Source organism: Bartonella gliris (assembly GCF_045277155.1).
GTDB classification, from domain to species: Bacteria; Pseudomonadota; Alphaproteobacteria; order Rhizobiales; family Rhizobiaceae; genus Bartonella; species Bartonella gliris.
On sequence record NZ_CP123962.1, the window covers coordinates 928102 to 950420 of the forward strand.

The following is a 22319-nucleotide window of genomic DNA, read 5'->3' on the forward strand; positions in this document are numbered from 1 at the left end:
TATTTCTGATTTAATGATTTTGAATATTTTGTCAAACCACTCCCGATATAAAGCTAGCCCACAGCTCTAAAAGAACACGCCGTTGCTCTAAAAAATCCGTTCGCATGTAAGCCTTTGTCACTGAACTCCCAACTGAATGGGCAAGAATAGTTTCGGCAATCTCAAATGGTGTTGACGTTGTCTCTGCTATCCAGTCCCGTAAGCTTGAACGAAAACCATGGGGACGATAAGTCAAACCACAAACTGTCATATACTTTGCCATAGTGGCATCAGAAATTGGCTTGCCTTTAAGACCAGAAAAAAGAAAACCATTTTTTTCAAAGGTCAAAGGGGAGAGTTTTTTCAATGACTCTCAAAGCTTCATCACTTAGTGGCACGCGAAAGTCTGAAACTTTCCCTACAATCCCTTTCATATTTTCTTTTGGTATCGTCCATATATTTTTGTCTATTTGTTTAAGACGCAAATATCGCAATAGATATGACCGTGCTCCCGTCAAAATGAGTAACTTCAATGCTAAATTTGAGAGGATATCATCCTTTAAGTTTTGATAAAAAACCGGTACTTCTTGCCATGGCATAGCAGGAATATTTGTTGGTGTAGCACGGGGCTTTCCTAAAAGAGCGCGTGCCTTCATACAAGCTTGTAGATCAACGTCCAAACCAAGAGCCGCTGCATATTTCAAGCAAATGTTAATACGATTAAGTGCTTTTCTTGCCGTATCTGCTTTTTCATGCCAAAGGGGTGAGAGAACATTGCGAATGATATTTGCTGTTAATTGTTCTATAGGCAAATTCCCTATGTGTGGGATAACATGTAACTCCAGCGGAGAAAACCAACGCCCATTTTTTCCTTCATTTTTTAACTCAGCTTTTTTACTTTCAAAAGCCGCTTTTGCAATTTCTTGAAAAATATTGCTTTGCTGTTTTAAAATAGTCTGTTCTCGAAAGACAATAGGATCATTGCCTTCTTTAAGAATATCACTATAATATCTTGTAAGCTCACGCGCTTCTTTTAAAGAGAGTTTCGTAACAGGACCAAGTTCCCATTTCACGGCGCTTATTATGGTACGTATAGCGAAAAAACCAAGAGCGTGTATTGTCTTTTCGGACATTCAACCACAACCCTGCCCCGTCACAATATTTTCCTTGTGGAGAGGACTTTACAAGTAATGCTGATAACCGATGAATCGCCCTCTCTTAATTTACCTTCTCGTCTACCTTTTCACACATTGCCCATCCACCTTTTAGACCACCTTTAATTTCTGATTTGAGACTTTTTCTTTAATTCTTAATTTTTTTATTGAATCATAAAAAGCTATAGACATCAATACATCCTTGCGCTTCTTTATATAATTTGATTCTCGCTAATAAAGCTTGCTCTGTCGGCATGCGGCATCATTTCTTTTTATTAATATATATGGGTTTTTGTAAATAGCTGTTTTCAGATCATCCTTTATGCTTTATACAATTTCACCTAAATTGTTTTCATTTGTTCCTTATTTTTCTTTGGTATAAATACCAAGATCCCTTTTGTCTCCACCTCACTGCTCTACCTAGCTTATAGGGTTCAAGCAATATTCCTTGAAGCACCCAATTGCGAATAGTTGTTTTTGATACGCTAAAAAGCTGTGTACACTCATGTTTTGTTATATATCTTATACCAGATTACCAACGTAGTGGAAGAGGCAAGATCCAGTGTACATCTGCCCACTTTATATTTGCACACATCCTGAAATGCTCTTCAAAGCAGTAGCTATGAGCGAAATAAAGATACTACGCCACGGACTTGTGCAACCAAATGGTTAAGATGTGTGTAATACCTTTGAGCAGCCCATCATCTACACTCGTAAAAATAATCAAGAATCTTTTTATAGCATAGTGACTTACAGAATCAGCATTTAGAATCGGAAGCTGATGATAGGATAGTCACAATAATTCTAAAATTTTAAGAAAAAACTTGATGTTTGTATTAATGAAATTAATAGATTGCACAAAAACCTAAGGATGGTATTGTTGTTATGACTCCTAAAAATACTGGAAACAATAAAAACACCTCTTCTCAAAAGCGTTTTTTTGCAGCGGATATACAAGCTTCAGAATCCAATGTACATAAACTTATTTTACGTAAAAAAAGCAGATGCACCCCAAAAATCAAAAAAAGCTTTGTTGCCTGATCAAAGCAGCAAAAAAAGCTGCTGGCGAGAATGTTTTCAATATGTGAGATTTCAACTTTTCCCCTGAAAACACGCCCACGACTAATATTTCAACGCAAAATAAACGATCAAAGATGGGCATGATTATGGCTTAAGACAGCGTATTTTAACGATTAATATGCAATATATTAATATGCAATATTATGTATGAAAGAAGATGGTGCATACTGTGTTGTTTCATTAGCATGGAAAGTTGAAGAAATTTTTCATGCCAATCTCAAAAACACGATTAAAACCTTTTGCTTACAAAATATTACTATAACATTTGGTGATAATGGCTTACGAGCACTTCGTAGTACAACTTTAACCATTAAAATCACTTAGCTGACAAATATCCCTACCATAAATGAAAGAAATGTAACAACAAGAGTTCTAAGCCTTTCATAGGCTTTGAACCAAACACAGAGATAAACAATGAAGATAAATACACAAAAATTGAAACCCTATACTTTTTAACAACACGACAAAGAAATCAACGATCTGAAACCTCGTGTAGCGAATATGCTTGTAGCGGACAAAAAAAGCCATACAGATCACTAAAATGCACACTATCAGATAAAAAGTGGCAATCTGATCAGTGATTGGATTCTAGATATACAAACCCGCGCTGGCAAAATACATTCCCATGAAGGATGTAATATTGAAGTGTAGATTCTTGTTGTCTCTTCATCAGGAAATTTATCACAAGAGGTAATCTTTTGCTCCTTCATACGGATGCCAACCAAGCTGTCGATAAAGGAAGAATTCATTAAATCACCCACCCTAATGGAACAACCGTTGCATATGATGATGAATAAAACACCTATGTACTCACGATCAAATCAGGAGGAAGTTCATCATCATAATTTCTGGATAGCCTATCGATAAAAGGCAATGCTGCTGCGTCAAGACTTATAACACTAGAGGGTATAAAGATTGCCCCAGAAGATGAAGTCAATTTAAGCGCACAGGGAAGCGTTATTTTCTAAGTAGGTATTGAAGTTGCTATCCATTCAAGTGATGGCATTTCTTTTCATTCAGGTGATAACATTACCATACACTCAAGTAAATTAAAGTAACAGCATAAATATAAAGGCAACACATGTTCACAGCATTTTTTTAGTTGCTCTATAACAGGAAATCCAAATTGAAGACGGAAATAGATCGTGCAGCAGAAAAGCTGCTATCGGCATTGATATCTTGTCAACATAGATTGGCACACGTGTGAAGCAATTATGCTACACACATTGCAAAACTGACTGATGCATTATTTTAAAAGTATTGTTGGCTTTTATATATTATAATTTTTCAAATAATGTCATTTTTTAAACTAAAAATGCTACAATAGAATGATAAAACATATATTATACTTATTTTTACTTAAAAATATTTTTTTATAGCGAATTTTGTTTAAATATTTATTTAATATCATAACAAAGTTAGTTTTTTAAACAATTGTAATACAAAATGGATAATATTCAAATTAACTGTAGATTTTTTTAACAAGATATGTATAATACGTTATGTGTATTGAGTGTTAGTTTTGCGTAATTTATGAATATAAAGCGGTATGTTTTTTCGGTTTGGTAGCAACTTCTGCAGTACAAGCAGCAGATGTTATAATTCTTAAAGAATAAATACCCATTATTTAATAACACATTGTAATACCTGTTTTTCTTGGATAGATTTTTATTTTGATGGGCAAATTGATGGCTTTTCAAGTAAAGCTGCTTTAAATCACTCTAAAGGTGCCAATACTGGAAAATGGGTGTGAGTTGATAAAAATTCGTTTCATAAACCTTCAGGGTCTATGAATGGGTTTTGTGCAAATTTTAATATTGACCTCGGGGAAGAACTTTCTTCTGGATGATGGTTCCAATGCAGTGTGGTATTGTAAAGAGAATATAGATTATAAAGGATGGAAGAAAATGGAAGAACAATAATTTAATACCAATTTGTATTTATAACGGCTTTACAATAACTCTAAATGTTGTCATGCGCCCTGTGTTTATTTAGGTTTTTTGGAAAAGTTCTCAAAGGAAAGACTTGGGATTGGCTATAAAATCAATGATTTCCTTATTTGTATACCTTCTAAAATTCTAATTTATCTGACTCTTGCCGTGAAACTTATCCTTTAGAATAGTGATATGAGGTGCGTTCAACGTGGTTGTTGTAAATATGTTTTGTCTTTTAAACAGATAAATACGCAAAACAGTATTTTTCCATAAAGTTTTATGAGGTGAAACGCACAAGAAGCAGTAGAAACCCATCTAGAGAATTTTTTGATTACGGCATTGAATTCTATCGAAAGTCTTTGCCTTTTAACCTGAGCGGAGGTTGATGGTTACAGAGTAGCTAATGATTAACATATCTTTTGTTCCAATGAGAAAACAACATAGGTTTTAATACTCCCTATCGCGGGAATCTTTTAGCTTTAATAGAGCACTTTACTATCCCGTTCTTTTAGAATGCGGAAGGTAAGTTTTGAATTTTTATTTCATGTCCTGCTTTGTGTGGGGCTTTTTTATGGGATTAAAAATAATGCGGAAAATATCAAAAGAAGGACTTGCACTCATCAAACAATTGGAAGGTTTGCGTTTAAGTGCTTACGAGGATGCAATCGGTGTGTGGACGATTGGTTATGGACATACAAGCGCTAGCGGTGCTCCAGATGTCTATCAAGGTATGCAAATTACAGAAAAAGAAGCAGAAAAGATTCTTCGTCAAGATTTGAGACAATTTGAAAATGTTGTTAAACAAGCTGTGACCGTTCCTTTAAGCGATGAGCAATTCGCAGCACTTGTGTCGTTTTGCTATAATATTGGATCAGAAGCTTTTCACCGCTCTACACTCTTAAAAAAGCTCAATAAAGGGAATTATGAAGCTGTACCTATTGAATTGCAAAAATGGACAAGAGTAGGAGGAAAACGTCTCCAAGGTCTTATCAATCGTCGGGCAGCTGAAGCGGGGCTATGGGCTCAAGGGGCTCATATGTCTCCAAATTATCAAAGAGTAGAAGCGCAAGGTGTAACAGGTATTTGCAAATTAGAAGCTCTTGCACCAATCATAGGTTCTTTCTCAGGGCTTGGAGGACTTTTCGCGGGAAATGGTCCTGTTCAATGGGCTTTAGCAGGCATTATGGTTTTGGCTGCTTGTACGGCTATGATATATATCGCTAAACGCTTTCAGGAGTACCGCCTATGATCTTATGGATAAAAAAATATCTGACGATAATAGCAACAGTCTTAACAGCTTTTTTTGTAGCTTTAGTGAAAGCTTTTTTTCTTGGAAAGAAAGCTGAACAGCAAAAACAAACAGAGAAAGCGTTACAAACAGCAAAAACACGGCTTGAGGTAGAAAATGAAATTAACAAAAAAAGTGATGCTAACGTGCGTACTGAGCTTTCTGACTGGCTGCGCAACGAATGAACGAACGTCTTGTCTTGGATGGATGCCAATTTATTTAAACCGACAAGATCTCAATGTGATTAGCCCAAATTTAGCGAGAGACATCCTAAAACATAACAAGCAAGGTGAACTTCTTTGTGGATGGCAACGTGGACAGAAAACAAAATGATAGAAACACAGAACCCACAGAATCAGAAAAACTGTTTCTTCACGAGATAATCAATACCTACCAAGATGTGAAAAGTGTCTTGTTATGTGAAATGGAATGTGTTTATCTTATCCTTATTGTTTTTGCGCATTTCATAGATACGATAGATGATATCCATGCACACTTGAAGCAGTGGTTCTCAAAGAATTGGAAATCTGTTATGATAAAGAGGAAATTTTCACAAGAACTCTCCTTCTATAAATGAGGTGCCATAAACGCAGTGCAGAGTCCGTATAAAGCGATCCAAACTCTAGCGTTTTGGCATTTGATTTGCGATAGATCAAAACCAAATCTTTTATCAGTTCTTGTTATCCCTACTTTTGGGGACAGCTTTTTACCTTGGTGAACAGATTGACGGTTTTCCAAGTAAAGATATTCTAAGTTACTTGAAAGATGCTAACACTGGGAAATGGGCTTGGGTCGAAAAAATTGTTACCTAAGCCTTCAGTCTTTATAGCTGGTGGGTCTTTTACTGGTTCTAATATTAACTCTTGGAAATAGCTTTATTCTAAGTGTTGATATGAACTATGTATGGCATGGTAAAAGGGTAAAAATAGATAATGGAAAAAGGATTTCAAATGATGATGATCTAAACATCTTCGATAGAGCTTTTTTTCATCTATTCAAGCCCAAACACTTTCCTTATCACACACTCAAGCCAAATGTGTGGAACTCATAGCTCAAAGCGATTTTCTTATTGCTCTCATAGTTATCAAGAAAGTTTATGTGATTGTATGATAGAAATAACTAATATGCCATTAAAACTTTTTTCAAGCTGTTCCTAATATGAATGCAATCTCCCGCTCCAAGAGGGTGCATCGTTATTCTATAAAAGCCCGTTCGCGTATAGCTTTTGTCATAGAACTATTCATTAGAGAGCAAAAATAATTTCGGCAGTCTCCAATAGCACAAACATTGCTTCTGCTATCCAATCCTGTAACCTTGAGTGAAGGCAATAAGATAAATCACAAAGCATCATATATTTTGCCATAGTTGCATCCTAGAAATCGGTTTGCTTTTAAAATCAGAAGACAGAAAACCATCCTTCCAAAGAGAAGAGATTTTTTAATCACTTTTAAGATTCCATTCAAAAGCACTGGAAAGTATGAAACTTCACTAATAATACCTTGCATATTTTCTTTTGATACGTCCATATATTTTTATCAATTTACGCAAAACACAAACATCTCAATGGATACAACTGGAGGATATGACTGGGCTCTAGTCAAAATCAGTCATTTCAGTACTAAATTTAGAAAAGATATCATCCTTCCGGCTTTGATAAAAAGCCGGAACCTCTTGCCCTGATATAGCAGGAAGATTTGCTAGTTTAGCACATGACTTTTCTAAAAGGGGACGTGCTTTCATACAAACTTGTAGATCAATATCTGAACCAAGAACCGCAGCATATTTCAAGGAAATATTGATATGGTTAAGTGCTTTTCGCGCTGTATATGCTTTTTCATGCCAAAATGGAGCAAAAATATTGCGAATAATATTGGCTGTTAATTTTTCTATAGAGAGGCTGCCTATGCGTGAAATAACGTGCAAATCTCGTGGAGAAAACTAACAATCATTTTTACCTTCACATTTAATTCCGCTTTTTTGCTCTCAAAAGCTGCCTGAGCAAATTTCTTGAAGGATATTACTTTGCTTGTTTTAAGATGATTTGTATCTCTAGATACAATAGGATCATTACCTTTCTTAAGAATATCACTATAATGTCTAGCAAGCTCACGCGCTTCTTTTAAAGAAAGTTTTGCTAGTGAAACAAGCCCCATTTCACGGTGCTTATTGTGATGCGTATAACCAAAAACCAAGAGCAGGTATAGTCTTGTCAAACATTCAACTATAGCCCTGCCCCACCACAATATTTGCCTTGTGGAGACGACTTTACGAATGGTGCTGATAACCTATGAATCACCCTTTCTTAATTTACCTTCTCGTCTACCTTTTGTTGCATGATTAAAATAATCTCTTCAGATCTGGCTGTCATCATAAATTTTTCCTTGATGATAAGTTTAGAGATATAGCCAAACTATTTTTTCCTCCTACTCTTACTTGTGTTCTATCATGTTAAGTCTTTGTAGCATTTAGAATAAAATAGTTTTTTTGTATTTTCCTATCCTAGTCAAATTTTTACCACGGTTTAAGAATTGTGATTTTTAGGAAAAAATACTGTACAATGCGATCTTGAGCTAATTTGTTAATTTAGCACTTTATCCCCCAAAAACGCATGCAATTTATATAGATTGGTTACTTTTAGAGGACCACAAAAATAAGCAACCCGTACTTCACTGCCCGTTGAAAGTGAAATACCGAATAACTTACTCTCTAAAGTACATTGGTCACTAATCTTCAGCTAAAAAAATTTATATATTTTATGCTACAAACCTAAAGGCTATTCTTACGTAAAATCATATTCTATAAAAGACAATATCTTTTAGTATTATACTATAAACTCAACATAAACACTATGTTAATTATAGAAATTATTAAATTTAAGTATAATTATAAAATTAGTAATACATATTGTTGCATATTTAATGTTAAATTAATGCATTGACAAATACAAAAAAAATAATTAAATAAACATATTGTGTTTTTTTATAAATAGAAAGTAAAAAAATGTTTACATCGTTACTTATATTAATTTTTTCTATATCGACAGTTGCTGTCCCTGTACTGGCAGCAATCATTCCTTTTTACCCTTAGTTATAAGCCTTATAACTAAAGTAAATAAATAAAAGATATATACCGTAGTATTTGTCTTCTTTTCTGCGGTTATTATTATTTAAATTCTTGTCCCTATTATTGTTATATTGATAGGGACTTTTTTAGATCTTACTAAAGATTTGTTGATTTTTTTACTTTCCAACAACTATTAATATATCTGCAAAATCTACAAATGTGTTTCTCTATAAAAAAGATTTTCTTTTCCCAAAAAAGTAAGTATAGAGCTCTTCTTTCACCAATCAAGAGCGTCTGTACTTGCTAAACTCTCGTGTGTGATTTCTTTAATTGCGTGCACTCCAATCAATGTCATAGCCACCCGCATTTCATTAGCAAAAAGATCAAGCAGATGAGCAACACCTTTCTCACCGGCGGCTGCAAGTGCATAAACAAAAGCACGACCAATCATAACGGCATCCGCACCTTGTGCTATCATGCGCACAACATCAAGCCCAGAACGAACACCAGAATCAACTAAAATGGTCAAATCACCCTTTACAGCCTCCGCAATGGTCGGCAGTGCCCGTGCCGTTGACAATACACCATCAAGTTGACGTCCACCATGATTGGAAACAACAATACCATCAGCACCAAATCTTACTGCTTCTCGTGCATCTTGTGGATCAAGAATACCTTTCAAAATCATTTTTCCCTTCCAAAAATCTCGAATCCATTGCAAATCAGACCAACCAATTGAGGGATCAAAATTTGCACCAAGCCAACCAATATAATCTTCTAATTTAATCTTCTTTTGAAGATAAGCAGAAACATTTCCAAGATCATGCGGACGCCCCATAACACCAACATTCCAAGCCCAATGCGGATGGGTAAAAGCTTGTAAAATCCGACGCAATCCAGCATAAGGCCCAGACATCCCAGAATGTGCATCACGATAACGTGCACCAGGGACGGGCATATCAACTGTAAAAACCAATGTGCGCACACCAGCCGACCAAGACCGCTCTAATGCATTACGCATGAATCCGCGATCTTTAAGAACATAAAGTTGAAACCAAAATGCGTTTCCAACCGCTGCTTGCACTTCTGCAATGGGGCAAACTGAAACCGAGGATAGCGTAAAAGGAATGCCTTTCGAAACTGCCGCACGCGCGGCTTTTACCTCACCACGACGCGCATACATGCCTGTTAACCCAACAGGGGCAAGAACAATCGGCAAATCAAGTGTTTGATCAAAAAGCTTTACTGCAAGATCAACTTCACCAACTTGTCTCAGAATCCTTTGACGCAGTGCAAGCGCTTGAAGATCCGTATAATTACGCCGCAACGTTTCCTCAGCATAAGCACCGCCATCAATATAATGAAAAAGAAAAGGTGGAAGCCGACGTTTTGCTGCTTTGCGGTAATCAAATGTTGAGGAGATAATCATAAGCCATTGCTCCATAGACAAAAAACTAAAGCACTTTAAAAACCAAAAATCTTAGATCGGGCGCCTCCTTTTAGACGTCCCAACAGAACCATTCCAGTCAGTAGATGTAGACAACAGAGATTGCAACTTTAAAAAAAACTAATTGATAAAAACAACATCTTTATTTCTCTTTTTCAGATTTGAAACCTAATTAAGTGTCTATCCTCAATTAATAACCTATACATTCATATATTGTGTTAATATGTCTCTCAAAAATTGAGATGTTACACCCCTCTTAACCAATACTCCTTTGAAAAATATTGCTTTTCTCACTTATTTTAATTTTAAAGCCCTCCCTCCTACAAAGATACCTTACATCATAGCTCATAAGAGTGTAGAGCCAATCATTGAGTATATACCATAATCCCCTCCTACAAAGATGAAAAAGGTTATTACTAGAACTAAAGAAAGATCAAACCGTTGAATACATCCAAGTAATTTTCTTATATCAATTATCTAAAACATAGCAGTTTCCCTGTTTATTGAATTTTATCAAAACACGCGCTTGCGATTTACATAGGACATTTTAAAGAATATTAAATATTAGCATCTATTAACAGAAACACTTCATCTTATTATTTGGCAATTTTCTAATCATACTATAAATTTATTATACGCAAAGAGAGTGGCTTAATAAAATTATTAAAATATCTTTTGGATCAGGAATTAGACATATTAAAAAAATTTACGGACAATACTGAATTGGAAAATTTTTTGATTTTTTTAAAAAACTCGTTTTGCACTATAGCTAAAAACTTGTTTGTTTGCCCTTTAATGGACATTTTATACAGAACAAAACACACGATATTGTCATTTAAATCCTAAAAAGAAAGTAAGTGGTGACGATTAATCTTGCATATTCTTTCTGAAAAACAATAAATTATGACTATATCACATCCGTAAAAAATCAAAGCTTTCCCTTCAATGAAGGCACTTTTTGTGCATACTTTATAAAAGTTCGCGTTTTAAAAATCATTTAAAATGCTTAGATAACTTTAATCCCTGCGCTTGATAATGCGAGCCAACATCGTGCCCATAAAGTGCTAACGGCCGATTAAGCATGTGCTCATACACTAAACGACCAATAATTTGACCATGCTCCAAAATAAAGGGAACTTCATGGCTGCGAACTTCCAAAACCGCCCTTGCCCCTTTTCCCCCCGCTTCCATATGACCAAATCCTGGATCAAAAAAACCTGCATAATGCACCCTAAACTCACCAACTAAGGGATCAAAGGGGGTCATTTCAGCAGCATAAAGCGGAGGAACATGGACAGCTTCTCGCGAAACTAAAATATAAAACTCATCAGGATCAAGAACCAATTCCCTTTGACCACGATCAAAAAGAGGCTCCCAAAAATCTAAAATATCAGCAACAGCGCGTTTATCAATATCAATAACACTTGTATGACGTTTACTACGATACCCCATAAGCCCGTTTTCGTTCCCTTTCAAATTAATTGAAAGTCCAATACCGCCATCGCTAATATTAGGAAGATCATCCGATATAAGTGTTTCTTCCCTCTGTAACGCATGTAGTTCAATTTCATTTAAATAACTTTTCCCCTTGCGAAACCGAAGCTGAGATAAATGCGAACCGGTGCGTACTAAAATTGGAAATGTACGTGGACTAATTTCAAGATAAAGTGGACCATGATAACCTGCACAAATTTTATCAAACTCCTGTGCATTATCCGTAATCACACGCGTGAAAATATCTAACCGTCCCGTAGAACTTTTTGGATTCGCAACAGCAGATAAAATTTCTGGTAAAGCCAAACTTTCCAAAAGAGGCACAATATAAACACAACCCGTTTCCAAAACCGCCCCCTCCCGCAAATCAAATTCGTGCAGCTTTAACCGTTCGAGCTTATCTAAGACTTTTGCATCAGATCCCGGCATAAAAGAAGCACGTATACGATAGGCTTTTTCTCCCAAACGCAAATCAAGACTTGCAGGTTGTATTTGGGCTGCATCAAATGGCCAAAGAGCCTTGAGAACACCATTGTCAATTAAAGCCTGTATATCACTATCTGCCAAAATACCACTCATACGTACCATATGATCTTGCCTTCCTCTTCACTTTAGTTCTTTTGTGAGCCAGATGATTGGTTGATGCAAATGTTTTAGGATGATAAAAATCATTTTGCTACCACAATCAATAAGTAGATACCACAAACAATGAAGCAGCACTTGGTAAAACATTCTTTGAAAGCCAATACAACTTTTGAGGATAACACCTTTACACTCTCTCATCCTTGAATGTTGAGCAAATGATGTTATCATGATTTAAGCTTCTTTAGAATCTTCAGGAATCTGTTCAGAATTTATTATGATCATACGCCATCTTAGCGAAAATATTATTAATCAAATTGCCGCTGGCGAAGTTATTGAACGACCGGCAAATGTTGTCAAAGAACTGGTTGAAAATGCTATTGACGCTGGAGCAACTCGAATTGAAATTGTCACAGCAAACGGTGGAAAAAATTTTATAAAGGTAAGTGATAATGGCTGTGGCATTCCTGCAGATCAGTTAACGTTAGCGGTTTCTCGCCATTGTACATCAAAAATTACAGATGATGTCCATAATATCTGCTTCCTAGGGTTTAGAGGAGAAGCTTTACCCTCTATTGGTTCTGTCGCTAAACTCAAATTAATTTCACGAACGCAGCACGCTGAAAGTGCTGCTGAAATTGCTGTCACAGCAGGAAAAATTGTCGGACCCAAACCAGCTGCCGCCAATCCCGGAACTATCGTTGAAGTTCGTGACCTCTTCTTTGTTACTCCAGCACGACTAAAATTTATGAAAACTGATCGTGCTGAAACAAACGCCATTACCGATATGATGAAACGAATTGCTATTGCATTTCCACATATCCGCTTTTCTCTTTCTGGCCCAGACCGAACTTCTATAGAATTACCTGCTACGGGAAATAATACCCAAGGACAATTACAACGTATTACACAGATTATGGGAAACGAATTCGCTCCCAACAGTATCGTGCTTAATGCTGAACGCGAAGCTGTTCGTTTGAGTGGATTTGCTTGTTTGCCATCCTTCAACCGTAGCAATAGCCTTCATCAATTTGCTTATGTAAATGGGCGTCCAGTGCGCGATAAGTTTCTTTGGGGAGCAATCCGAGGGGCCTATGCTGACCTCATGGCTCGAGATCGTCATCCTGTATGCATCCTTTTTATTGATCTACTACCCGCTGATGTGGACGTCAATGTGCACCCAACCAAAGCCGATGTGCGATTCCGTGATCCAGGGTTAATTCGCGGTTTAATCATTGGGGCAATTCATGAAGCATTGCATAAGACTGGGGTTCGTCCAACTTCAACACGCTCTGAAGCAATGTTGACAGCATTTCAGGCACCACAACCGTTGGGAACTTTTAAAAGTACTCATCGGCCTTTTTCTTACAGCTCACAGCACCATCAGCTTGCTTCAACATCCGCATCAATGATTCATAAACCATTAGACGCTGCAAGTTCAGTCAATTTAAGAGAAGACACCACCCCAATTATGGAGTGTTTAGATATGCCAAGTGGTGATGTCTGCACGACAAACCCTCCACCCTCATCGGAAGAATTACATTATCCACTTGGAGCTGCTAGGGCACAAATCCATAAAAACTATATTATTGCTCAAACCCAAAACAGTTTGATAATTGTTGATCAGCATGCTGCTCATGAAAGGCTGGTTTATGAAGCACTCAAAAATGCGCTTTACTCTAAACCGCTTTCTTCGCAATTGTTGCTTATCCCTGAAATTGTAGAACTCTCTGAAGAAGATGCAACATGCCTTTTAACGCACAAAGATGCTTTGCAGAAATTTGGATTGAGTATAGAACCATTTGGACCTGGCGCAATCGTTGTGCGCGAAACACCTGCTATGTTAGGAGAAATCAACGTACAAGCCCTTATTAAGGATCTTGCAGAAGAAGCAGCTGAATATGATACTACAAACAATTTAAAAGAAATGCTTGATTATGTTGCAGCAACTATGGCCTGTCACGGTTCAATACGATCAGGTCGTCTTTTGCGCCCTGAAGAAATGAATGCACTGTTACGACAAATAGAAGCAACTCCCAATACAGGCACGTGTAATCACGGTCGTCCTACTTATATTGAACTTAAATTAGCCGATATAGAGCGGCTTTTTGGTAGAAAATAAGCTATCGTCGTTTTGGCAAAAAAGAATTTTTTTAATTCACTCTCGACTTTATAATGTATCTTATGGCATTTTATTTCAATCATCTCTCACAAAGATAAAAAGGGAATATAAAGAATGTTTTCCAACGATGAACGTGAAGCAAAAATCCATTATTCCAATAATGGATATAAAATCGTAGAATACGGGACCTATACCTTTTGTGCTGTCAGCGGACAAAAAATTCCTATCGACGATCTAAAGTATTGGAATCATCACCGCCAAGAAGCATATGCCAGTTGTGAAATTTCCTATCATCGTGAACTTGAATGTAATCCATATCTCAGCCAATTGTTAAAAAAACAGAAAAAATAACCAATTGAAATAAATTCAACCCTCATCTTAAAAAGTGCAATTTAAAAGAGGTGTTTGCGTTCTCTAAAACGGGTCATAACCTCCTCAAGGAGCATATGGCAAAAATCTTTTTGAACAAAATCGACTTTAACATCAAATACAATAAGATTTTTTAAATCTTTTTGCACGCCACTTGTCTGTATGCGTGTATAGTCCTTAGCCGTTGTAGCCAACCATAAATTATGCATTTTAGCCCTTTGTGCAAGATTTGTTAAATCAGTGTCGGTAAAAAAATAATGGTCAGGATAAGAGTGAGCTTGCACAACATGACCAGACAGTTCTTTAATGGATTTAAAAAATTTATCTGGATTGCCAATGCCTGAAAATGCCAAAAATGATTTTCCTGCAACCTCATCAGATACGAATGATTTAAGATAAGCACGATGCAAAGCTTTTCCAGTACGAGTAACAAGAAAAGCGAGATTATCACACGCATCCGAACGACCAATCAATAAAACACTGTCCATAAAAGAAAACTGTGTTTTTAAGGGTACACGCAAAGGCCCTGCTGGAAAAACAGCTCCATTACCCAAACCACGCATTGCATCGACAACGAGCAACGCATAATCCATGTAAAGACGACGGCTTTGAAATCCGTCATCCATTAAAATAAGATTACATCCTTCTTGCTTGAGCCGTTGTGCCGCCGCATAACGGTCTGGCGATATAGCAACAAAAGCATGCCGTGCAAGTAAAAGTGCCTCATCACCAACATCGCGCGCATTATCACATTTCTCATTTACAAGATGCACCCTTTTAACCGCCCCACCATAACCACGCGATACAATACCAGGCACTAAACCAAGCTCTTTAGCTATTTGCGCAAAAGCAATGACAACAGGCGTTTTTCCTGCACCACCCAATGTAAAATTTCCAATACATAAAACCGGAAGATCAATAATAAGCGGTTTCCTTGTCATACGGACACGAGAAAAATAACCATACACCCAAGAAATTGGAGCTAATAAAAAACGTAAAAAACTTCTTTTTTTCCACCAAAAATGAGGGGCACTAATATGCATATCTCCCCCGATGCTGCCTTAAACTTGTCTGTATAATAAGGGGTTGCAAAAATGGATCAAGAACCTTTAATGTGCGCTCGAGTGCTCCTGCCATAGCTGTCGCTACTTCATTGGCTTTATCAACCATTTCTTGCCGTAATGCTTCATTTGTTAAAAGCCTATACACCTGAACAGCAAGTTGTTTTGTATCTTGAACCATACATGCTGCATCACACTTTAAAAATTGTTCAAACATTTCTTCGAAATTTGAGACATGTGGCCCTGTCAAAATAGCTGAACCTCGCAAAGCCAACTCCAATGGATTGTGTCCACCGTGTGCACACAATGACTTCCCAAGGAAAGCAACTTTCGATAAGCGAAGAAAAATTCCCATTTCTCCAATCGTATCCCCCCACAAAATTTCTGTCTTCGCATCTGGAACAGTGTTTTCGCTCCTACGAATGAAACGCAAATTATTATCACATTTCTTGATAAGATCTTCTAAACGTTCAGGATGACGGGGCACAATGATTGTCAGTAAATCTGGCAAATATTTTTTAAGAATCTTATGGACCTCAAAAGCAATCTGCTCTTCTCCTTCATGGGTTGAAACAGCTGCCCAAACTGGACGATTACCAATAGCATCCCGATAACGTGCAAGCACTGTTTTATCTTCAACCAGAAAAACATCAGCTTTCAGATTGCCAGAAAGCACAACAGATTTTACCCCAAGCGCATGGAAATAAGACACATCTTTCTCGTTCTGAGCAATGGCTAGGTCAATATGCTTAAAAATATGTCTAGCAAGAACACGCCGTTTTTGCCAAGCTTTAAAAGAACGTTCCGACATATGAGCATTAACTAAAATCTGCGGAATACGCATTTTGGCAAGTTCTCTAATGCGTAAAGGCCAAATTTCCGATTCACAAATCAATGCTAAATCAGGCTTCCAATGGCTTATAAAACGGCGTACTGCCAAGTCTAAATCCAACGGGGCATATTGATGAATTAACCGACTACCAAAATGCTTTTTCACAAGGGAAGAAGATGTTACAGTACAAGTTGTGAGTAATATATTGATTTTCAATGATAAAATATAATTAATGAGCGGAACAAGAGCAAGCGTTTCTCCAACACTTGCTGCGTGTAACCAAATTAATGGACTTGGAGGACGTGCTTTATGGCTTTTACCTAGACGTTCTTTTTGGCGACTCCGCTCTTCTTTTCCACGAACAGCACGAAAAAACAAATAAAAAGGGATCACAGGACGCAAGAAAAAACCAATCATCCGATAGATTAAAAGAGCCGCCCGTGCCTTTAATTCTAACATTTAAAATTACCTCATTCACCTGTTTTGAAACAATTATAAGCTTCTTTTGTTCAACGATTCATCAGCTCTGTTCTGTTCATTGTATTCATTTTTCTTCTCGTGAAACACTCTTCGCATTTTGGGAGATAAAAAATTCCTCACTTATGAGATCAATTGGATATCCAAAAAGAAAAAAATCACAGTTTTATTCCATGTTTTTTTCAAGAATTTTCTTCCCCATAAAAGTGCATGTACACAAAGTATGATAGGGCAGGTAAATAATTTGGCTAATAAAATAATTCCTTTCACAATTTTACACGTTTTTCCACGTAAATATCTGCAATCATAGTATATTTTGCCAAACTTAAGAGCATTTTAGTTAATAACATTCTTCCCCATTTTTACTAACATCATGCGTTTTATCTCGTCCCCTCGAACCACACACAAATTCAAGTCCTCACTTTTTTGCAAATTTTGGATTTATTCTTGTATGAGCAGAACAAGAAAACATAGGAAAAACTTCTTCACTTTAAGACCGAAGAAAAGACCCATGATATGCCACTCATACAAAAAAACGATAATAAATTGATTATCAATGTCCGTGCTTTCGCAACATTATCTAAGATTCTTAACCCGAGATTTGTCTATTAACAAAACGCAAATAACCTACTTATACAACAAAAAACTCTGCAAACCATGTCTTTATCGGTAAAGACTTCTCTCACCAAAAACGCTTTAAAGCCACTGCTTCTTTTTCTGAATTATTTCACTCATCCTGATATTAACTCTAGAAAATTCAATCTTACTGGATTCGCATAACCAAGAAAATAACAATCGAAGATTCAAACTTTACTCTGCATCACCTCTTTCAGAATCAAGAAGCTTATGCAAATCTAAGATGTAATAACGTTGCAATGCGTTATCTACACTGCTCTGCGCTTTCGCCTGCCATGCCGCTTGCGCTGATTGGTAATCTGGAAAAATACCAACCACATCTAAATCATCCAGATTTTTAAATTGATTACTCTTAAGATTTTTCAATTCCCCACCAAATACAAGATGTAAGTATTGTTTTTTTTCGTTGGTTTCAATCATATGTGCCTCCATATAATTCAGAGATTTTAGCGCGCTTTTATGTGATTAAACTAACTTTGCTTGACGAACAATATCTATCATATTTTGACAGCAATTATTTTTACCAGCAACTAAAAGTCCATATTGATAAGGTTCAATCCCGTAAGATATAGAAGGTGCATCAAGTGGTAAAAAACATCCCCCACATTCCTGTAAAATAAGATCAGCAGCAGCAATATCCCATTCATGACAATTCGGACGAACCAAAACGATATCAATCTCACCTTGAGCAACAAGAACAATACGATACGCAAGAGAAGGAATATATTGGTAAAAACTGACTTGATTGCAAAAATCATCCGGTAACTTTTGCACTAGCGATTTATCAAGCGAAACCTTATATTTGCGATTAACCTGAGATGCCAAAAGAGGAATCTTTATGCCATTTAATGTCGCCCCTCCACCAGTAACAGCTGCATAAGTATCCCCCAGAGCCGGACACTGCAAAACCCCTATGATAGGACGCCCATTTTCAATAATGGCAATTGAAACACACCAATAGACACTGCCAGAAAGAAAACCACGAGTTCCATCAATAGGATCAACCACAAAGGAACGTTCATAGATCTGTTGTCCTCGATCATCTTTTGTTTCTTCTGAAATCCATCCATAATTCGGACGCGCTCTAAGAAGCCTTTCCTTTAAAAGGTGATCCACTGCAAAATCCGCCTCACTGACCGGTGAATTGCCATCTTTGATCCAAACGTCCAATTCACATCCAAAATACTTCATTGCCACGTCGCCTGCCTCTCGACAAACATCAAGCAAAAGATTTAGATCAGAAGAATGATGCGTCTTATTTGCCTGCAAGTGTCATCCCTTCAATTAACAATGTAGGAGCAGCTGTACCATAACGCCGATCAATATCGCTCGCAGGCGTTAAATGCGCTAACATATGCAGCAAATCAGAACCTAGCGTTACTTCACTCACTGGATAAGCAATTTCGCCATTTTCAATCCAAAAACCGGAAGCGCCACGACTATACTGACCCGTAACAAAATCAATGCCATGGCCAAATAATTCTGTAACATAAAAACCACTCTGCAAACTTTTTATTATATCATGAGGTGATACTAAACCAGGTTCAATAGCAAAATTTGTACTCGCCGGCTGAACTAACGATGCCGAACGCACGCCATGACCATTGGTTTTAAGACCCAACTCACGCGCTGAAGATGAGGAAAGAAGCCAATTTTTTAAAACACCATTTTCAATAATATTTAATGTTTGCCCCTCTACTCCTTCACCATCGAAAGGACGAGAAGAATTTCCACGCAATCGTAAAGGTTGATCTGTCACATTCACATCAGGTTTCATCACTGCTTTGCCTAGAAAATTTTGTAGAAGACTTGTTTTACGAGCCACAGATGCTCCATTAACCATACAGGCGATATGACCAGCAATTCCACGAGCTGTACGCGGATCAAAAATAACATCAATTCCCCCAGTCGCTGCTCGAACTGCGCCCAAACGTCGAACTGCACCTAAGCCGGCATTTCTGCCTACAGTTTCTGGTGCTTCTAAATCAGAAAAATGTAAAGCAGTTGTGTAATCATAATCTCGCTCCATCGCCGTACCTTCCCCAGCAAGCGCACTGCAAGAACGCGAAAAATAACTAGAGCGATAATCCCCGCAGAAACCATCACTCGTCACAAGAACAAATCCACTACGACCATAAGATGTTGCAGCTCCAGCAGAATTGCTTACCCCTTTCACATCAAGAGCTGCTGCTTCCATTTTCAAAGCATCTTCTGTTAAAAAATGACTGTCTGGAACAAAGTGATCAAAAAGATCAAGGTCTTTAGGATGCGTAGCCAAATATTCTTTATCTGCCAAACCTTCAAATAAACTATCTGGAGAAGCTTTAGCCATCGCAACAGCACGTTCTGCTAGTTCTTGCGGATAAGCTGCCAAATTAGCAGAAACACTTGCTACTTTCTTGCCAACAAAAACCCTCAATGTAAAATCATTACTCTCTGAAGCCTCTGTCGATTCAACTTTTCCCAAACGAACCGATACACGGGTAGAATGCGTGCGAAGAATAACAGCATCAGCGGCATCTGCTCCAGAACGCCTTGCCGATTCAACCAACGAAGCAGCTTTATCAATCTGGTTCTTATCAGTCATCATAGCTCCATCAAATATTAATCATTTACATTGGTAAGCAATTTGGAAAATCTATACAAAAATGTAATTCTCGTATGCTTATTAATAAAAAATTATGCACCCTCCATACACTCTTTTTTTCAATGAATCGAAAAATCTCTCTTTTAATTTTTTTTTGAAAAAGCACAATATGTTGTATTTTTTTTGGCTTCAACCTTGCCAATCCACTTTTATCATTCCACAAGCCAAATCCGCACTTACAATCAAACCAAGAGAAGATCATGCAATAACATTTGATTTTAACCTCAATTTCTAAAACACTCAAATAACCAAAGAATGACCTAAACCTCATGTCCCTCTGCTACTGAAGCGCTAAACCAATCTTGCTGTTATCTGCCCTATAGAATTCTTGAATTTGCAAGAAAGCATCAAGGAAATGCTTCATTCTATATGTCACACTCCTTTGCTTTTATAAACTCTCTTATCACAAGCACAAATATTTTGAATGAAACAAATCGTAGACAGAATAAAAAATATTTTCTTTCGTTATGAGTTTACCAAAATTAGCAGCTATAAATCTCTTTAACGCTACGTGAGTATGGAGAATACCATCACCGCCCCTTTCTTTATATATTTGTCGAAAATAAATTATGATCATAGCATTCTTTCTGAATACTTCTGCGCATAAATGATAGGATATTGCCTTTATCTATATGTGTCATAGTTAATCGTCTACTTTGTCATTAAACAGAAAAAGCCTGATCAACAGCCTCTTTTCAAAACACAAATCTAAGATTACTAGAAAGATCTTCATTTAAAAATTGGCACGTTTTCCCTTAGCCGTTTATTAAAATTGGCGATACTTAGTGCTATGTTGTCATAAGCTGATGCCATCATTATATTTACCTATATCCACCCGCTCTCAATGTTGCGAAAGCTCTTGCATTGATACAGTCCCATAAGAGGTATATTTATTCCTTTCTTAAACAGTTTTCTCTCCACACTCCAACCTAGCTTGTGACGTGCAAGAGAATAGTTGTGATTGATTCAATATAAGAACGTTTGAAATGAGAGAATTTTACGATATTTCGGAGACACATTCAATATGAAAACAATTAATTATCATTATAAATCAATATCTTGCAACAAATTCATGATAAAGAATTGAAACTTCTAGAGGAATCTCAAATATTATATCTCTCCCTTGATTCAATTTGCAAATAAGAGCGTCTACTCCCTTAATTTTAGAAGAATCATAGTCCATAATTTTTTAACAGCCACAAAGGTGTTTGCCAGTAACCAAACATTTGCACATAAAAAACAATTATTTTTTGAATAGATATATCCTATAAAACCACATCAATCTTTATGGTATAGAAATTAAGCTTATTTTATTACCTAGAGCCTTTTAAATTATGCTCTCAAAAGAGCAACTAAAGAAGAAATTATTTGGCTTTGTAAGCTCCTATGCAGTGTAAAATTAGCGACTTACAACTCTCTCATTTTCAAAGAAAGAAGCACCTATCCGCTTTATAGGATAAGATATAACTAAATGATTTCTATAAGAGCTTTAGTGTAAAATCGATCCCATACTAGGGGTCTCATTAGATTTAAACGAATAACTAAGAAATACCCCGCAGATACATAATTGGTTTGTCAAATATCAACGGCTCAAAGATTTGATTCTAATGTTGAATACAACTCCTGCATCGTCTCTTTTTGAAAAAATATCAATTTTCTTCGGGAATAAACGTAGTTATAGAAGAGTTTTGTTTTCAATAAGAGCACGGCGGTTCATTTCCATCATTGCATTACGAAGATGCATTTTAATTTTTGATCCAATAATGACTCCAAATAAGGGAGCAAGTAAGCCAGACATAGTTACCGTATGACGAATTTTATTGTTCGAAGAACCAGATTTTGTTGAACGAATATACTCATGATCGAAAATCATGCGTGTAAAAGGAAGTCTAGCATAATCAGAAAAACAAACATTTTTTATAACTTTATCAAGTGTAAAGGTCACTTTCGGTCCTCTTTTAGGCTTCATTTTCCCTACAGCCCCTACTTTAAAAGCACCAGAAAGTTCTACCCACTCAAGTTCGTGATCCCAACAAGGCCATGTTGTCACGTTTTCCCACATAGCCCAAATTTGCTCAGCACTTGCTTCTGTATTAATTTCTTCGCTATATATCCATTGAAACATTAAGCCCCCCTTTTTATAAATAATTGACG

The 22319-nt window shown here is 36.7% G+C and carries 13 protein-coding genes and 3 pseudogenes; 5 read left to right on the forward strand and 11 right to left on the reverse strand.

What is annotated here, in order from left to right; translation table 11 throughout:
* Positions 1-31: 31 nt before the first annotated feature.
* Positions 32-1188: pseudogene (locus tag QHG54_RS04225) on the reverse strand (tyrosine-type recombinase/integrase).
* 286 nt (positions 1189-1474) lie between these two features.
* Positions 1475-1659: pseudogene (locus QHG54_RS04230) on the reverse strand (helix-turn-helix transcriptional regulator).
* Positions 1660-2360: 701 nt separating this feature from the next.
* On the opposite strand from QHG54_RS04230, the gene QHG54_RS04235 reads away from it, so the two are divergent.
* From QHG54_RS04235 to QHG54_RS04245, 3 genes are all read left to right on the forward strand, one after another.
* Positions 2361-2537, forward strand: a complete 177-nt coding sequence (locus QHG54_RS04235; RefSeq protein WP_406604507.1) for a hypothetical protein — start codon at positions 2361-2363, stop codon at positions 2535-2537.
* A 2196-nt stretch (positions 2538-4733) separates the two neighbouring features.
* Positions 4734-5396, forward strand: coding sequence for a lysozyme (locus QHG54_RS04240; protein WP_406604534.1), 663 nt, complete (start codon positions 4734-4736; stop codon positions 5394-5396).
* The gene (locus QHG54_RS04245) at positions 5393-5620 is read left to right on the forward strand and encodes a hypothetical protein (RefSeq protein ID WP_317992829.1); all 228 of its coding nucleotides are present in this window, start codon (positions 5393-5395) and stop codon (positions 5618-5620) included. Before QHG54_RS04240 ends, QHG54_RS04245 begins: the two co-directional genes overlap by 4 nt.
* Positions 5621-6628: 1008 nt before the next feature.
* On the opposite strand, the pseudogene QHG54_RS04250 reads toward QHG54_RS04245, so the two are convergent.
* The 3 genes and pseudogenes from QHG54_RS04250 to QHG54_RS04260 all read right to left on the reverse strand — a co-directional run bounded on the left by QHG54_RS04250 (position 6629) and on the right by QHG54_RS04260 (position 12027).
* Positions 6629-7656 (reverse strand): annotated as a pseudogene (locus QHG54_RS04250) (integrase arm-type DNA-binding domain-containing protein).
* A gap of 1119 nt (positions 7657-8775) precedes the next feature.
* Entirely contained in the window at positions 8776-9927 is a 1152-nt protein-coding gene (gene lldD / locus QHG54_RS04255; protein ID WP_317992828.1) for an FMN-dependent L-lactate dehydrogenase LldD, read from the reverse strand.
* 1011 nt (positions 9928-10938) lie between these two features.
* Positions 10939-12027: a 2'-deoxycytidine 5'-triphosphate deaminase gene (locus QHG54_RS04260; protein WP_317992827.1), complete on the reverse strand. Its 1089-nt coding sequence runs from the start codon at positions 12025-12027 to the stop codon at positions 10939-10941.
* A 271-nt stretch (positions 12028-12298) separates the two neighbouring features.
* Between QHG54_RS04260 and mutL the strand changes: the two genes are divergently transcribed.
* On the forward strand, positions 12299-14143 hold the full coding sequence (mutL, locus tag QHG54_RS04265; protein ID WP_317992826.1) for a DNA mismatch repair endonuclease MutL: 1845 nt from the start codon (positions 12299-12301) through the stop codon (positions 14141-14143).
* 114 nt (positions 14144-14257) lie between these two features.
* Positions 14258-14494 carry a DUF2093 domain-containing protein gene (locus QHG54_RS04270; protein ID WP_317992825.1) on the forward strand — a complete coding sequence of 79 codons (237 nt, stop codon included), beginning with the start codon at positions 14258-14260 and terminating at the stop codon, positions 14492-14494.
* A gap of 41 nt (positions 14495-14535) precedes the next feature.
* Here the strand turns inward: QHG54_RS04270 and lpxK are convergent, their stop codons facing one another.
* The 6 genes from lpxK to QHG54_RS04300 form a co-directional block, all read right to left on the reverse strand.
* Positions 14536-15555, reverse strand: a complete 1020-nt coding sequence (lpxK, locus tag QHG54_RS04275) for a tetraacyldisaccharide 4'-kinase (protein WP_406604508.1) — start codon at positions 15553-15555, stop codon at positions 14536-14538.
* A complete protein-coding gene (waaA, locus tag QHG54_RS04280; protein WP_317992823.1) occupies positions 15545-16864 on the reverse strand; it encodes a lipid IV(A) 3-deoxy-D-manno-octulosonic acid transferase in 1320 nt (439 codons plus the stop codon). The genes lpxK and waaA overlap by 11 nt, the downstream gene beginning before the upstream one ends.
* 828 nt (positions 16865-17692) lie before the next feature.
* Positions 17693-17938, reverse strand: coding sequence for a DUF4170 domain-containing protein (locus tag QHG54_RS04285; protein WP_317992822.1), 246 nt, complete (start codon positions 17936-17938; stop codon positions 17693-17695).
* Positions 17939-17983: 45 nt separating this feature from the next.
* On the reverse strand, positions 17984-18787 hold the full coding sequence (locus QHG54_RS04290) for a 3'(2'),5'-bisphosphate nucleotidase CysQ (protein ID WP_406604509.1): 804 nt from the start codon (positions 18785-18787) through the stop codon (positions 17984-17986).
* Entirely contained in the window at positions 18774-20105 is a 1332-nt protein-coding gene (locus tag QHG54_RS04295) for a TldD/PmbA family protein (RefSeq protein WP_317994016.1), read from the reverse strand. The genes QHG54_RS04290 and QHG54_RS04295 overlap by 14 nt, the downstream gene beginning before the upstream one ends.
* Positions 20106-21840: 1735 nt before the next feature.
* Complete coding sequence (locus QHG54_RS04300) at positions 21841-22290, reverse strand: hypothetical protein (RefSeq protein WP_406604510.1); 450 nt, start codon at positions 22288-22290, stop codon at positions 21841-21843.
* Between the last annotated feature and the right edge of the window lie 29 nt (positions 22291-22319).

Bases quoted from the DNA above. Each gene is read 5' to 3' on its own strand.
- QHG54_RS04235 (WP_406604507.1), top strand. From the start codon at position 2,361: ATGAAAGAAGATGGTGCATACTGTGTTGTTTCATTAGCATGGAAAGTT.
- QHG54_RS04260 (WP_317992827.1), bottom strand. From the start codon at position 12,027: ATGGTACGTATGAGTGGTATTTTGGCAGATAGTGATATACAGGCTTTA.
- lldD (WP_317992828.1), bottom strand. From the start codon at position 9,927: ATGATTATCTCCTCAACATTTGATTACCGCAAAGCAGCAAAACGTCGG.
- QHG54_RS04300 (WP_406604510.1), bottom strand. From the start codon at position 22,290: ATGTTTCAATGGATATATAGCGAAGAAATTAATACAGAAGCAAGTGCT.
- waaA (WP_317992823.1), bottom strand. From the start codon at position 16,864: ATGTTAGAATTAAAGGCACGGGCGGCTCTTTTAATCTATCGGATGATT.
- mutL (WP_317992826.1), top strand. From the start codon at position 12,299: ATGATCATACGCCATCTTAGCGAAAATATTATTAATCAAATTGCCGCT.
- QHG54_RS04295 (WP_317994016.1), bottom strand. From the start codon at position 20,105: ATGACTGATAAGAACCAGATTGATAAAGCTGCTTCGTTGGTTGAATCG.
- QHG54_RS04245 (WP_317992829.1), top strand. From the start codon at position 5,393: ATGATCTTATGGATAAAAAAATATCTGACGATAATAGCAACAGTCTTA.
- QHG54_RS04285 (WP_317992822.1), bottom strand. From the start codon at position 17,938: ATGATTGAAACCAACGAAAAAAAACAATACTTACATCTTGTATTTGGT.
- lpxK (WP_406604508.1), bottom strand. From the start codon at position 15,555: ATGCATATTAGTGCCCCTCATTTTTGGTGGAAAAAAAGAAGTTTTTTA.
- QHG54_RS04240 (WP_406604534.1), top strand. From the start codon at position 4,734: ATGCGGAAAATATCAAAAGAAGGACTTGCACTCATCAAACAATTGGAA.
- QHG54_RS04270 (WP_317992825.1), top strand. From the start codon at position 14,258: ATGTTTTCCAACGATGAACGTGAAGCAAAAATCCATTATTCCAATAAT.